This is a genomic window from Sphingobium sp. TKS, assembly GCF_001563265.1.
In the GTDB taxonomy this organism is placed as follows: Bacteria; Pseudomonadota; Alphaproteobacteria; order Sphingomonadales; family Sphingomonadaceae; genus Sphingobium.
Genome location: NZ_CP005083.1, coordinates 2,111,075 through 2,124,004, shown reverse-complemented (window position 1 = coordinate 2,124,004; position 12,930 = coordinate 2,111,075). Strand labels below are relative to the sequence as shown.

Below are 12,930 nucleotides of genomic sequence, written 5' to 3'. Positions count from 1 at the left end.
TCGTTGTCGCTCCGTCAACGATAGTCCTCACCCATGAAGATATTCTGGCCATCCGTTGCGCCAGCGCAAATCCGGCATTGATCGGGCATGTTATTCGCAAACGCCTCGCAATAGCATATCCAGGGGGCAAGCAACATGCCTATCGGCCTTGTCCGATCGGTGCCGCGGCGCACCGAAGGCGGTCACTCCAGAATGCCCTCGGCGGGGCTCGCCATGCTCGTCGCCGGTGCCGTGCCCCAGGCTGCGCTGGCGCAATCCGCGACGCCTGGCAGCACTGGCGCCGAGATCGTCGTGACGGCGCCGCGGGATGTCATCGCACCTCGGCTAGGTGCGACCGCGGGTGGCACGGCGGTCGTCACCGCCGAGAGCATGCCTGCTACCGCCAACCTGACGATTTCGCGTGCGCTGGCCGACGTTCCGGGTGTGGTGGTTCAGGACTTCTTCGGGGGCAACGATCAGCCGCGTATCCAGATCCGGGGCTCGGGACTACAACAGAATCCCGTCGAGCGCGGTGTGCTGGTGTTGCAGGATGGACTGCCGCTCAACCGGGCCGACGGATCCTATGTCGTCGGCTTCGCCAATCCGGGGAGCGCGGACGCAATTGAGATCTATCGCGGCTACACGGCCAACCGGCTCGGAGCGACCGTGTTGGGCGGAGCGCTCAACCTCATGTCGCCGACAGGACGGAGTTCGCCCGGCGTAAAGCTCAATCTCAGCGGCGGCAGCTTTGACCAGATTGGCGGACTCGCGGAATACGGTCTGTCCCGCGATGGCTTCGATATGCTGCTCCACGGCGACGTCAGCCATCGGGACGGCTTTCGCGTCTACAACAAGTCGGAGCGGACAAGCGTTGGCGGCAATCTCGGTTTCCGCCTCTCCGACGCATTCACGCTCCGCGCCTTTGCACGCTACACGGATCTTGGGTTCGATGTCGCAGGGCCGCTGACCCGCGATCTGCTCGAAAGCAATCCGCGCTCGGTGTTCGCCGGGCCGACGGTGACGCCTGGCGGTCCGATCAATCCGGGTCCCAATGTGGTGCGGGACCGGCCGCGCCGCGAACCCAGCCAGCTCCTGATCGGTGCCCGCGCTACCGGTTCATTTGGTTCGCATATCGTCGATCTTGCGGTCGGCTACACGCAGACCGACGACAGCTTCCGCTTTCCGATCTCCGCCGGCGTGCGCGTAACCGACGGGCACGACGCCACAGCGGTGCTGCGCTACGCCTATAAGCCGGATGGGTCGCGGCCCCTGCCCCTGTTCGAGGCCACGGGCCAGTATGTGAATGGCTCCGCCGACCGGGATCAATATCTCAATCTGTCGGGACGCCGTGGCGCACAATTCGGCAACAACCGGCTGAAGGCCGATACGCTTGCGCTCAATGCGGCTTTCAACATCCCGCTGGGCGACCGGATCACGCTGTCGCCCTCGCTCGCATGGTCGCGTGCGACCCGCGACAATGTCGACCGTTATGCTCTCCCTGCGCGCCCAACCGCCGCCTACGCCCCGGCCAATCCAACGATGGCGCTGCCGGGAGGTGCCGTGCCCACGGTCAGCTCAAGCTATGCGCGCGATTATGAAGGCTGGAGCCCGGCGCTCGGTATCAGCTGGCGTGCGGCGGAACACCAGACGCTGTTCGCGGCAATCAGCCGCAGCTTCGAGCCGCCGACTCATGACGATCTGTTCGCGACCGTAAACGGCACGCCGAACAGCAGCGCGGGCCGACCCAACCCGGCCAATCCGGCAATGCCTGCGGCCGTGTTCGTCACGCCGGACCTCAAGGCGCAGCGCGCAACGACGCTGGAGGCGGGCTGGCGCGGTGATGCCGGCGTCCTGTCCTGGGATGGCGTCCTCTACTATAGCTGGGTCAGAAACGAGCTCCTCAGCCTGCGCGATGCGTCAGGCACGTCGTTGGGCGCGGTCAATGCGCCGCGCACGCGCCATTTCGGTGTTGAACTCGGCGTCACCGCGCGAATCGCCCCGGCGCTCACGGGCAGAATCGTCTACACCTTTCAGGACTTCCGGTTCCGCGACGATGCGCTGCGCGGCGACAATCGGCTCGCAGGCGCGCCGCGGCATTGGGTCCACGCGACGCTCGCCTATCGGCCGCTCGAAGGTCTGGCCCTGGAGGCAGCTCTGCGTTGGGTGCCGGAAAAGACGCCGGTCGACAATCTGGGCACGCTTTACAATGACCCATATGCGATCGCCGACCTGCGCGGCACGTATCGGATCAGCGACAGGCTCTCGCTGTTCGCCGAGATCACCAATCTCTTCGACAAGACCTACGCCTCCTCGTCGCTGATCGTCGATCATGCGCGGCCCGACCAGGCCGTCTTTCTTCCCGGTGACGGCCGCAGCTTCGGCGGCGGCGTGACCGTCCGTTTTTAGATCCACCAACATTGGAGGTAATGATGAGCTATCGTCCTGTCCTGCTCGCGATAATCGCAGCCGTAGCACTGCCGGCCGGCGCGTCGGCGCGGTCCACACAGCTCGACATCGACCGGCTTCGCAACGAGACCGTGCATGAGGTCGCCCGGCGCGCGATCCTGGCCGTCGACAAGGAAGGACGGCCGTTGACCTTCGTCCTGCGCATCGGCAGAGGCCAATTCCTGCCGCCGCACGGCGCACAGGGCGGGCTACGAATCCTGACGGTCGTTTCGGGCACGCTGTCCTGGGGCGACGGCGACAAGGTAGACCAGGCCGCCGAGCGCCGATTTGGTCCGGGCAGCGTGATCGTCGTGCCGGCTGTCGGCGGGCAGCATTGGGCGGCTGCTCGTGACGGCGATGTGCTGCTCCAGGGCGTGTTCGTTCGGGACGGCGCGCTGACACCGGAGGCCGCCGCGCAACTGGCGCGATAGATCTTCAGGCGCGGGCAGCTTGCGCCAGCGCAATCGCCGTCCGGCACCGGCCGTCTATGGCAGATCGATCGAAGGGAATGCGATCCATGGATGAACTCGCCTTGGCCCGTGCGCTGCACGTGCTCGCCGTCGTGGTCTGGATCGGCGGCGTGTCGATGGCGACGACGGTCGCGTTGCCCGCCGTGCGGCGTGGCGATCTCGGAGAAGATCGCCTCAAGGCCTTTCACGCGTTTGAGCGGCGGTTCGTCTGGCAGGCGCGGGCGGCGGTGGTCGTCGCAGGCCTGACCGGCTTGTTTATGATCGCGCGGATGGAGCTTTGGGATCGCTTCGCCGATGTGGGCTTCTGGTGGATGCACGCCATGGTCGGCGTGTGGGGACTGTTCGCCTTCGTCCTATTCGTCGGCGAACCGTTTGTCCTCCAGCGCGCTTTTCCGGCATGGGCGCAACGAGATCCCGAGCGGGCTTTCGCGGCCCTTCATCGTGTTCACAAGCTGCTGCTCGTGCTCAGTCTTCTGACGATCTTTGGCGCCGTTGCCGGCAGCCACGGATGGCTGCCGGCATAGCGAGTTCCACGCCGGCGCATAGCCGATCGCGGCAGGCGCACGGGACCGCGTTTTTGCCACCTGCCTCATTTCCGCAGGTATGGCCTGCTGCGCCGATATGGGTGGTGATCAGTCCCGCTCGTTCCTGCCAATCCAGGCCGGCGGATCGCTCGCCGGAAAGGATTCGATCGACGCCTCGTCGATCGGGTCGATCGGCCTGTCGGCGGCAAGCAGGATCTCGACGCGCGCGGCAACATCGGCAATGAGCGCGTTGAGGATCGTGGCATTGTCCGTTCGGTCGGACGAAGCGACGCATGAACAAAAGCGTTCATGAACGGTCCGGCGCACGAGGTCGTCTAGGTCGGTTGCTCCGGTGCGATATCGCCTCTCGACGTGCCGCGCCGCCTCGGCCAGCGCCTCCAGTTTGATGGGATCGTCATATTCATGCGTCATCGGTCAGTCTCCTGTCGGCGATCTCAGATGCGATGCCGGCGCCAACACGCACTTCATCCTCGAAGCCGGAGCACTGCTGGCGCAGCCCTCCCGCGCGGTCGGACGGAATGAGCGCCGGCGTGCCTTGCATCGCACAGGCCGCCATTTTCCTGGGCATCGGTCCGGCCTCGGCGGCCTCATCGACACCGACCGGAAGAGGCAGCCTATACCCATGGATGAATGGCGCAAGCGCTCGCGGGCCATGGGCGTGACGTTCGAAGAGGTGCGCAGGCCGATCGCGGCGACAGCGGATAGATCGAAGTGGCCGGTGTGCGCAGCGCCTGCGAAAAGACCCGTGCCGGCTGCAGCCAGGTCCCAGCGGCAAGGGAGGCATGGAGCGATCATGCGGTCGTGGGAGGCCAGGGGAATCGGCCGTTTTGTGTCGAACCATCGTCTGCATTGTCGTTCAGGCGCGGACCGAAGCAATGGCACGGCTCCCAAATCTCCCGCCCCGCTCAATCCTCCGTTATCGGCCGTGGAACAGCGTCACCATTCCGGCGATCGCTATGCCAAAGACCATGATCATGACTCCTGCGATTCGCAGGGCGTAGGTCAGCGGATCCTGACCATTATCCGGTCGCGCCCGCTTCGCCTCCAAAATGCCATTTCGGCCCAGGACGCGGCGGACGAAGGCTTGCCGAAATGCCATATTGAAGCCCACGACGGCGAGGATGGTCCCGCCCAGATCGACGATCAGCACGAAGGCGGGCATGATAGGTTACCTCTCGTGCCGGCCGCGCAGGATATCCTCACGCGGCGCACGCCATCAGCCCTGCATCCAGGCCCGCGATCAGGTCCGCCCCGGCTTCCAGACCTACCGACAGGCGGAGCAGCCCGTCACCAATCCCCGCCACCGCGCGCGCATCCGCGCCCATGTCCAGATGGGTCATGGTTGCGGGATGGGCGACGAGGCTTTCGACGCCACCGAGCGATTCCGCGAGCGTGAAGGTGCGAACGGCAGCGATGAAGCGGCGCACGGCCTCCACCCCTCCCGCGAGATCGAAGCTCAACATAGCGCCGAAGCCCCGCTGCTGCCTTGAGGCGATGGCATGTCCCGGGTCGGAGGCGAGACCCGGATAATAGACGTGGGCGACCGCCGAATGGCGTTCGAGATAGTTGGCCACCGCCATCGCATTGATCTGCTGCTGCGCCATGCGGGGAAAGAGCGTGCGCAGGCCGCGCAGGGTCAGCCAGGAATCAAATGGCGCGCCTGCGCTCCCGACGACATTGGCCCAGTGCCGCAATTGCTCCACCTGCGCCGGATCGGCGGCAATCACCGCGCCGCCGATGACATCGGAATGACCGTTCAGATATTTGGTGGTGGAATGGAGCGCATAATCGGCGCCGAGCGCTATCGGCCGCTGAAGCGCCGGCGACAGAAACGTGTTGTCGACCGCGACCTCGGCGCCGGCAGCTTTCGCCTGGGCCGACAAAGCCGCGATGTCGACGACGCGCATCAGCGGATTGCTGGGCGTCTCGATCAGCACCAGCGACGGCACGTCCTCGAGCGCGGCGGCGAACGCCGCGTCGTCGCCCTGATCGACCAGTCGAAGCGCGATCTGTCCGCGCTCGGCCCGCGCCTTGAGAAGGCGCATGGTGCCGCCGTAGCAATCGTGCGGCGCGATCACGAGCTCGTCCGGGCGCAGGCGACTGATCAGCAGATCGATCGCCGCCATGCCGCTCGAAGTGACGATCGCCCCTGCCCCGCCCTCAAGTCTGGCGAGCGCATCGGCCAGCAGGTCGCGGGTCGGATTGCCCGATCGGCCGTAATCATAGGGGCGCGGGCACTCGAATCCCGCGAACTCATAGGTGCTCGAGAGGTAAAGCGGCGGCGCCACCGCACCGAAGGCGGTATCGCTCGCCACGCCATGCGACGCGGCGATCGTCTCGGGCTTTGGGACATCGTCGTGGCCGTCAGTCATTGAAGAACCGTCCTTCCGTCACCTCGCGGACGATGCCGGCGCGCACGGCGAAGTCACCGAAATGCTCATCCGGTTCCCGCTCTTGGGCGTAACGGCCGAGCGCGTCCGCCAGCACCTCCAGGATCACGGGCTCGCCGACATTCTCGCGCACCATGCGGTTGAGCCGCTGCCCATGAAAGCCCCCGCCCAGATAGAGATTATATTTGCCCGGCGCGCGTCCGGTAAGCCCGATTTCGGCATTGTAGGGACGCGAGCAGCCATTGGGACAGCCGCTCATCCGGACCGTGATCGGTTCGTCCGAGAGACCATTTTCTGCGAGGATTGCTTCGATCCTGTCGATCAGCGTCGGCAGGTAGCGCTCGCTTTCGGCCATGGCGAGGCCGCAGGTCGGCAAGGCGACGCAGGCGATCGCATTGCGCCGCAGGATCGAGACGTGGTCGACTTCCAGCCCATGTTCCGCCAGCACCGCCTCGATCGCGGCACGATCGCCGGTTTCCACCCCGCCAATGATGACGTTCTGGTTCGGCGTCATGCGGAAGCTGCCGCGATGGATGCGCGCCACATCGCGCAGCGCGTCGAGCAGCTTCAGATCCAGCCGCCCGCTCTGGATATAGAGCGTGCGATGGTGACGCCCGTCGGCCGTCGTGTTCCAGCCATAGCTGTCGCCGTTCGAGGTGAAAGCGAAGGGGCGCGCGGCCTCGAGCGCGGCGCCCATGCGGTTTTCGACCTCCGCCTTGACCCAGTCGAGTCCCTTGTCGTCGATCGTATATTTGAAGCGGGCATGCTGGCGGTCGTTGCGGTCGCCGTAGTCGCGCTGCACCGCCATCACCGCATCTGCGCAGGCGATGATCTTGTCGGCGGCCACGAAGCCGATCACGCTGGCGAGGCGCGGATAGGTCTCCGGCGCCTGGTCGGTGCGGCCCATGCCGCCGCCGATGGCGACGTTGAACCCTGCCAGCCCTTCCGGCCCGCCGATGGCGATGAAGCCAAGATCCTGCGCGTAGACGTCGATGTCGTTGGACGGCGGCAGCGCGAAGCCGATCTTGAACTTCCGCGGCATGTAGGTGCGTCCGTAAAAGGGTTCCTCCGGCACTGACGAGGCGACCCGCGCGTCGCCATACCAGATCTCGTGATAGGCGCGCGTTTTGGGGATGACGTGATCGCTGACCCGCTTCGCCATCGCCGCGACCTCGGCATGGAAGCGCGAGCTTTGCGGATCGACCGTGCACATCACGCCCCGGCTGTCATCGCCGCAGGCCGCGACCGTGTCGAGCAGCGTCTCGTGCAGGCCCTGGATGATCGGACGCAGGCTGTCTTTCAGGACCCAGTGGAACTGGAAGGTCTGGCGCGTCGTGATGCGCAGGGTTTCGCCGCCATGCGCGCGGGCGAGCTCGTCGAGCTTCAGCCATTGCGCCGGCGTGGAGACGCCGCCCGGCAGGCGAACCCGGATCATGAACTGAAAGGCCGGCTCGAGCTTCTGGCGACGGCGCTCGTCTCGCACGTCGCGATCGTCCTGCTGATAGATGCCGTGGAACTTCATCAGCTTCACGTCGTCGACCGACGGCACCGCGCCGGTGATCCGGTCGAGCAGCCCCTTCGCGATGGTGCCGCGCAGATAGTCGCTCCTGTCCTTCATGCGCTCGTCGGCGCTGAGCCGGTCGAGTGGCTGCGAGAGATCCCGACTGCGGTCGATCGTCGTCATGGTCATGGCTCAGTAGACGTCGCGCTGGTAGCGGTGGTCAGCCTGCAGCGAACGGACATAGTCCTCGGCCGCCTCCCGCCCGGTGCGCGCCTCCGCCGCGACGATATCGATCAGTGCCTCGTGGACATCCGGCGCGAGGGTCGCGGCATCGCCGCAGACATAGACATGCGCGCCGTCCTCAAGGCAGGCGAATAAGTCGCGCGCGCATTCCTTCATGCGGTGCTGGACGTAGATTTTCTCCGCGCCGTCGCGCGAGAAGGCGACGTCCATGCGGCCGAGCGCGCCGTCCTTCAACCAGCCCTGCCATTCGGTCTGATAGAGGAAATCGGAGCGGAAATTGCGCTCGCCGAAGAACAGCCAGTTCTTTCCTCCCGCGCCCCGCGCCTCGCGTTCCTGAAGAAAGGCGCGATAGGGGGCGACGCCGGTGCCGGCGCCGATCATGATGATCGGAACATCATCGCCCGGCAGCCGGAAATGCGGGTTGGTCTGGATGTAGACCGGCAGTTCGGTGTCCGGTCCGGCACGGTCGGCAAGCAGGCCCGAGGCGACGCCGCTGCGGGCCTCGCCATGCAACGCATAGCGGACGGGCGCGACGGTGAGGTGGGCTTCGTCTGGCGCGGCGGCCAGGCTCGAGGCCAGCGAATAGAGGCGGGGCTGCAACGGCCGCAGCGCGCTGACGAAGCCCTGGAGCATCACCTCACCCACAGGGAACCTCCGGACGATGTCGATGATATGATGCGTGCGCAGGAACACCGAGCGCTCGCCCGAGCGGTCCTCCTGTAGCAATTGCGTGAGCGCGGCGGCATCACTGAGAAGCGCCCAATAGTCGAGGAAGCGCGGGGTCGCGGCGGTGATCTCGAAGCGCTGCGTCAGCGCCTCCGCGATCGTCATCGTCTGCCCCTTGAGGTCCAGCTCGGCCTCGGCAGGCAACGAGAGCGCATCGAGCAGCGCCGCGACCACTGCCGGGTCGTTGGAGGCGGCGATCCCCAGCGCATCGCCGGGCTCGTAGGTCAGCCCCGATCCGGCGAGCGCGAGTTCGATATGACGCGTCTCTTTGGTCGATCCTCGTCCGACGATCACTATATTCTCGGTTACCGATGCCGGGAACGGGTTCCGCTTGGCATAAGCTGATGACGCAGAAACCGCCGACGCAGCAACGGCGGGAGCCACGCGCGGGGCGGCCTCTTTTTCGGCGGCAAACTGCTCAACGAGCGCCTGCGTCCAGGCGCCGGCCGACTCTTCATAGTCGACGTCGCAATCGACGCGCGGCACCAGCCGGGTCGCGCCCAACTCCTCCAACCGTCCGTCAATCCGCTTGCCGGCCTGGCAATAATATTCATAGGTGGAATCCCCGAGCGCCAATACCGCGAAGCGCACGTCGCCCAGTTTCGGGGCCTTGCGCCCTTCCACGAACTCGAAGAAGCCTGTCGCCGGTTGCGGCGGATCGCCTTCGCCATAGGTGCTGACGATGATCAGCAGATCCTGCTCCTGGGAGAGCTGCCGGACCTTGTAGTCGGCCATATCCGAAAGCGCTGGTTTGAGGCCCTGTGCGGACAAGACGTCGAGGAGGCTACGCGCCAGTTCCGCTGCATTGCCGGTCTCTGTGCCATACAGAATCGTGAGCTTGCGCGCCGAGGCCGAAGCGGACGCCGGCGACTGCGCGCGAAGCAACAGGCCGGCGTCAAGTCCCGCGAAATAGCCGCTAAGCCATCGCGCCTGCGTGGGATCCAGGGACCGGGAAAGCAGTTCCACAAGTCGCCATTGCTCCAGGGTCAGCGCGCGCCCTGGCGGATCCGATGCTGTCATGCGCGTTCGTCCTTGGCGTTCAGCTCCCTTCAGCGCTCCGGCCCATGCCACCGGCACGGGATCCTCTCCGGGCGCATTTTCTAGCGAAGCTCAGTTCAGCTTCCGACAGATTGAGGATGTCGATAGAATAAGACAAGCGACTTTTATTGAGGGTTTAACGCAATGATTTTGATATGAGCCGGCCTGTGGGCCGCGAGATGGCCACCGGGATTGATTGCTACGCGACACCGATCCCTCCGCTACCTTTTGCCGGCGAGCACTTCATGCAACGACGCGCGCCAATCGGTACATCCGTGCGACGGCGGCTTGGAACGTATCGGTCGTTCACGCGACAGGCTTGCGTCCGGGGCCGCAAGCGTCGAGAAATGCGATTATTGATTGTGAGGAGACTCGCGATGCAAGGCATGGGCGAAAACTGTCCCTTCGAGTTCAATTTCGATGCGGCGACGTTCAAGGTGGGAGATCTCGTCAGTTACCGGGTGACCGGTAGCTTGAGCGACTTTCCCTTCATGGGGACATTGCTCGAGGTGCATGACGAATATGTAATCATCAGCGCTGATCCCAACGATCCCGACAGCCACATGCGCGGCACGAGAGAGAGCCGCCCGGTCGTCGAAGAAGCCGAAATCCGCTAGGCATTGTTTCGTCGTGGCCGCTCACCTTTCCGCAGCTGATGGATGTGCCGATGGTGAAGCGGCTGACAGGTTTTTGTTGCGGGTACGGGGAGAAAAGCGGGCCGTCTAGGCGATTACGCTTCCAAATACCGCCTGCGTTGACTTTTCGCGCGCGGCGACGTTGACTGACGCACCATGTGCGACTCCATCTTCCAAAGGCGCTCTGCGCGCCACGCGGATCGGCTTCTCGAAGGCTAGTGGCCCCGGACCGCGCCGTGCGGATCCGGGGATCCCCTTCTTCAACCGATGAATGCGCCAAGAACTGCGCCTGGAGCGGAACCATGAGCGGCCACGACCACAACCGATCCCCTGAAGATTTGGACGATGACATCGCCGATCGTAGCGGCGAGGAACGGGCAAATGTGCTGCCCTTTGCCAAGCTGCCGCGACAATCCCCGCGATCCCGACCTCCAGAACCGCCGGAACCTCCACGCGCCGCATGACACCCGGCCTCCAGGCGATGCTCGCGCGACAAAAACTCACGCGATCCGGGGTCGCGTCTCGAATTGATGGCAGGGTGATGGACTCGAGAGAGTCCACCCGAGCGTGGTCGCGCCTTTCCTTACCGATCGGCGCAAGCCACTGGCCCTCAGCGACCAGATGAAACTCGCGAAAAAGAATTGGTGCGGGGCGGGATGCAGGCAAAACGCCATGCGCCCGATCAGCGCGCTGGTCGGACCGTCATCCTGCGTATTGCCGGAAACGTCTTCTTGAATCGCCTGACACTCAAGCAAACAGCGACAAAGATCATCTCACTCCACTTGAGCAATTATTTTGTTTGGTCGCCGCTCGGCGCGATGGTCTTGAGGAAGGCTTCGGCCAGCGCGATGTTGACCTTGTGGCTGTCCAGCATGGCGCGCAGGTCCGCGTGGAGACCCTCGTCGCGCACGCGAGGCGTCAGCGCTTCGAGCTTGCGCACGACCCAGGACTGGCCGCGGTTGAGAAAGGCCAGACGCTCTGCCAGATCGGCGATCGCCATCGCCTTGCCATGAAAGCCGCCGGTCCTGCGGGAGGGCATACCGCCGAGTCGTTTGATCTGCCGCGCCAGCATCGCGCACCAGCGCGCCTCGTCGGCGCGCACTGTCCTCATCAGCGCCGCATGTGGCGGACTCGCCGCCGCCTTGGCGCTCGCCAACGCTACCCGAGCGCCGGCACGCTCGGCTTCGAGAAGCTCGTTGAGCGCGGCCAGCAGCTCATCGCGCCCGGCATAGCCCATATAGACGTCGTCAGCTTGGGCCGCATAGCAGACCGGGGACGCGGGCTCGTCGCTCATGCCGCGATCGCCGCCGCAGCGCGGAGCCCGCTGCGGATGCGGGCCATCACGCCGGGGTCCGCCTTGGTCGAATGGACGACATAGGCGGAATAGGAGAATTCGGGACTGTCGGGCACGAGCGCGAGCCTGCCCTCCTCCAGATAGGATCGGATGAACCCCTTGCGGAAATAGCCGCTGCCGCCCGTCGCCAGGAGATAGTCGAGCGCGAGCGGTCCGTAGCTGATCGCGACGACCGCGTTCGGCTGGTCCGGATAGGCGGCCTGATAGCTCGCGGCGAACTCCTCGCCCCAGTCGATCTGGACATGGTCTTCGGGCGCCAGCGGCCGATCGGTCGGCGTGGTGCGGACGAGGACGAGCTTCTCCTCGAACAGCAGCTCGGCGATCACGCCGGGACGGCGCGGCGCGGCATAGAGCACCGCGACGTCGAGCGAGCCGTCCTGGACCTGCTCCATCAGCCGCTCGGAAGCGTCGATCTGCGTGCTGACCGCGAACTCGGGGCATTCGCGCCGCATCCAGAGCAGCCAGTGCCGCAGCAGCGGACTCCACAGGCTGAGCTCGGCGCCGATCGTCACCACCGTCTCGCGGCCAGGCGGCAGCGCCACCGCGCGGCGGGCGCGTTCCCACACCTGCACCAGCGTGGTCGCAAAGCGCAGAAATTGCTCGCCCGCCGGCGTCAGCTTCGCACCCAACTTGTTGCGGATGAACACAGGCCGGTCGAGCTGGTCCTCAAGGACGCGAATGCGCGCGCTCACCGCGGTCTGGGTAAGATTGAGATTCGCGGCAGCAGCGACGAAGCTGCCCGTCTTCACCACTTCCAGGAAGGTGCGGGCGACGCCGATATCCATGCCGCAAGATCTTTCCGCTCAATCATCAATTATATTCATTTGCTTGATGGATAATAGCGGGCGGATGATGTGCCGACAAGGAGGACCAGGATGGTCCAGCATGAAGGAGTGTTCGCCGAAGCCGACCCGCTCTCCTTGGGCGCGGTGCTGCAGTGAAACCGTTCGATCCGGTTCGTCCCGAGCCACCGCGACGCGAGGACGGGAAGGCCTTCGGGATTCTCGCCACGATCCTGATGGCGGTGACCTGGCTTGGCCTTTATGGCCTCGTCAAAGCCGATATCATCTCCGAACAGGCCTTGCCCATCGTCATCATTGTCGCGGCGCCTGTCGCGACATTCGTCATCATGGGCTTCGAATGGGCGGCGACATCCACCAGCGCGCCGAAGGCCTTCCGCGAAGTGCCGCCCCCCGCCGACTTCACCGCTCTGTGGCCGCTGGACCATGGCAGATCGGACGCCGCCCAATCGCCAAGAACCAGGAAGCGCAATGCGACCCGTCATCCCGGGGTCGAACCTGGCGATGAGCCGTGAGCGGCCAGCGAAACGGAAGCGGCGGCGAGTGCCGCAATCGCCGGCCGCATCTGCGCGTCGGCCTCTACTGGATGGTCGCCGCGGCAATTGCGATCGCATCGCTGCGGCTGTTCATCTGGGTTCTGGGCAAGAGTGGCGTAATCAGCGATGCGGATGGCGAGTTCGTCCTGCTGATCGCCCTGCCCATAGCGCTGTTGACCATTGGATGGCTGCCCCCCGTGAACCTCAGTAAAGGCAATGATATTGCTTTCAACCTGAAATAACATTCGTTTGTTTGTTGGCTAGTGCG

General features: G+C 65.0%; 14 protein-coding genes. 6 read left to right on the top strand and 8 right to left on the bottom strand.

Annotated elements, in window-relative coordinates:
* Nucleotides 1-135: 135 nt before the first annotated feature.
* The 3 genes from K426_RS10575 (at nucleotide 136) to K426_RS10565 (ending at nucleotide 3,418) form a co-directional block, all read left to right on the top strand.
* The gene (locus tag K426_RS10575; RefSeq protein WP_197672783.1) at nucleotides 136-2,385 is read left to right on the top strand and encodes a TonB-dependent receptor family protein; all 2,250 of its coding nucleotides are present in this window, start codon (nucleotides 136-138) and stop codon (nucleotides 2,383-2,385) included.
* 23 nt (nucleotides 2,386-2,408) lie between these two features.
* Nucleotides 2,409-2,855 (top strand): hypothetical protein, encoded by a 447-nt coding sequence (locus tag K426_RS10570; RefSeq protein WP_158511736.1) that lies wholly within the window; start codon nucleotides 2,409-2,411, stop codon nucleotides 2,853-2,855.
* Between the two features lie 86 nt (nucleotides 2,856-2,941).
* Complete coding sequence (locus K426_RS10565; protein ID WP_066556686.1) at nucleotides 2,942-3,418, top strand: hypothetical protein; 477 nt, start codon at nucleotides 2,942-2,944, stop codon at nucleotides 3,416-3,418.
* Between the two features lie 108 nt (nucleotides 3,419-3,526).
* Here K426_RS10565 and K426_RS10560 read toward each other — a convergent pair whose 3' ends face one another.
* The 6 genes from K426_RS10560 to K426_RS10540 all read right to left on the bottom strand — a co-directional run bounded on the left by K426_RS10560 (nucleotide 3,527) and on the right by K426_RS10540 (nucleotide 9,319).
* Nucleotides 3,527-3,850, bottom strand: coding sequence for a hypothetical protein (locus K426_RS10560; RefSeq protein ID WP_066556685.1), 324 nt, complete (start codon nucleotides 3,848-3,850; stop codon nucleotides 3,527-3,529).
* A complete protein-coding gene (locus K426_RS31810; RefSeq protein ID WP_158511735.1) occupies nucleotides 3,840-4,007 on the bottom strand; it encodes a hypothetical protein in 168 nt (55 codons plus the stop codon). The genes K426_RS10560 and K426_RS31810 overlap by 11 nt, the downstream gene beginning before the upstream one ends.
* Nucleotides 4,008-4,355: 348 nt before the next feature.
* The gene (locus tag K426_RS10555; RefSeq protein ID WP_066556684.1) at nucleotides 4,356-4,601 is read right to left on the bottom strand and encodes a hypothetical protein; all 246 of its coding nucleotides are present in this window, start codon (nucleotides 4,599-4,601) and stop codon (nucleotides 4,356-4,358) included.
* A gap of 37 nt (nucleotides 4,602-4,638) precedes the next feature.
* Nucleotides 4,639-5,811, bottom strand: coding sequence for a cystathionine gamma-synthase (gene metB / locus K426_RS10550; RefSeq protein WP_066556677.1), 1,173 nt, complete (start codon nucleotides 5,809-5,811; stop codon nucleotides 4,639-4,641).
* The gene (locus K426_RS10545) at nucleotides 5,804-7,513 is read right to left on the bottom strand and encodes an NADPH-dependent assimilatory sulfite reductase hemoprotein subunit (RefSeq protein WP_237230024.1); all 1,710 of its coding nucleotides are present in this window, start codon (nucleotides 7,511-7,513) and stop codon (nucleotides 5,804-5,806) included. Before K426_RS10545 ends, metB begins: the two co-directional genes overlap by 8 nt.
* 9 nt (nucleotides 7,514-7,522) lie before the next feature.
* Nucleotides 7,523-9,319, bottom strand: coding sequence for an assimilatory sulfite reductase (NADPH) flavoprotein subunit (locus tag K426_RS10540; protein WP_066561649.1), 1,797 nt, complete (start codon nucleotides 9,317-9,319; stop codon nucleotides 7,523-7,525).
* A 395-nt stretch (nucleotides 9,320-9,714) separates the two neighbouring features.
* Between K426_RS10540 and K426_RS10535 the strand changes: the two genes are divergently transcribed.
* Nucleotides 9,715-9,954, top strand: a complete 240-nt coding sequence (locus K426_RS10535; RefSeq protein ID WP_066556674.1) for a hypothetical protein — start codon at nucleotides 9,715-9,717, stop codon at nucleotides 9,952-9,954.
* An 808-nt stretch (nucleotides 9,955-10,762) separates the two neighbouring features.
* On the opposite strand, the gene K426_RS10530 is transcribed toward K426_RS10535, so the two are convergent.
* Nucleotides 10,763-11,266, bottom strand: a complete 504-nt coding sequence (locus K426_RS10530) for a DUF6306 domain-containing protein (protein WP_066556672.1) — start codon at nucleotides 11,264-11,266, stop codon at nucleotides 10,763-10,765.
* Nucleotides 11,263-12,111, bottom strand: a complete 849-nt coding sequence (locus K426_RS10525; protein WP_066556670.1) for a LysR family transcriptional regulator — start codon at nucleotides 12,109-12,111, stop codon at nucleotides 11,263-11,265. The genes K426_RS10530 and K426_RS10525 overlap by 4 nt, the downstream gene beginning before the upstream one ends.
* A gap of 152 nt (nucleotides 12,112-12,263) precedes the next feature.
* Here K426_RS10525 and K426_RS10520 point away from each other — a divergent pair, with 152 nt between their 5' ends.
* The gene (locus tag K426_RS10520) at nucleotides 12,264-12,641 is read left to right on the top strand and encodes a hypothetical protein (protein ID WP_066556669.1); all 378 of its coding nucleotides are present in this window, start codon (nucleotides 12,264-12,266) and stop codon (nucleotides 12,639-12,641) included.
* Complete coding sequence (locus K426_RS10515) at nucleotides 12,638-12,904, top strand: hypothetical protein (protein ID WP_066556668.1); 267 nt, start codon at nucleotides 12,638-12,640, stop codon at nucleotides 12,902-12,904. Before K426_RS10520 ends, K426_RS10515 begins: the two co-directional genes overlap by 4 nt.
* The last annotated feature ends 26 nt before the right edge of the window (nucleotides 12,905-12,930 follow it).

Excerpts from the sequence above, each read along its gene's own strand:
- K426_RS10575 (WP_197672783.1), top strand. The coding sequence starts at position 136 with ATGCCTATCGGCCTTGTCCGATCGGTGCCGCGGCGCACCGAAGGCGGT.
- K426_RS10545 (WP_237230024.1), bottom strand. The coding sequence starts at position 7,513 with ATGACGACGATCGACCGCAGTCGGGATCTCTCGCAGCCACTCGACCGG.
- K426_RS10560 (WP_066556685.1), bottom strand. The coding sequence starts at position 3,850 with ATGACGCATGAATATGACGATCCCATCAAACTGGAGGCGCTGGCCGAG.
- K426_RS10530 (WP_066556672.1), bottom strand. The coding sequence starts at position 11,266 with ATGAGCGACGAGCCCGCGTCCCCGGTCTGCTATGCGGCCCAAGCTGAC.
- K426_RS10565 (WP_066556686.1), top strand. The coding sequence starts at position 2,942 with ATGGATGAACTCGCCTTGGCCCGTGCGCTGCACGTGCTCGCCGTCGTG.
- K426_RS31810 (WP_158511735.1), bottom strand. The coding sequence starts at position 4,007 with ATGCCCAGGAAAATGGCGGCCTGTGCGATGCAAGGCACGCCGGCGCTC.
- metB (WP_066556677.1), bottom strand. The coding sequence starts at position 5,811 with ATGACTGACGGCCACGACGATGTCCCAAAGCCCGAGACGATCGCCGCG.
- K426_RS10555 (WP_066556684.1), bottom strand. The coding sequence starts at position 4,601 with ATGCCCGCCTTCGTGCTGATCGTCGATCTGGGCGGGACCATCCTCGCC.
- K426_RS10525 (WP_066556670.1), bottom strand. The coding sequence starts at position 12,111 with ATGGATATCGGCGTCGCCCGCACCTTCCTGGAAGTGGTGAAGACGGGC.
- K426_RS10570 (WP_158511736.1), top strand. The coding sequence starts at position 2,409 with ATGAGCTATCGTCCTGTCCTGCTCGCGATAATCGCAGCCGTAGCACTG.
- K426_RS10535 (WP_066556674.1), top strand. The coding sequence starts at position 9,715 with ATGCAAGGCATGGGCGAAAACTGTCCCTTCGAGTTCAATTTCGATGCG.
- K426_RS10540 (WP_066561649.1), bottom strand. The coding sequence starts at position 9,319 with ATGACAGCATCGGATCCGCCAGGGCGCGCGCTGACCCTGGAGCAATGG.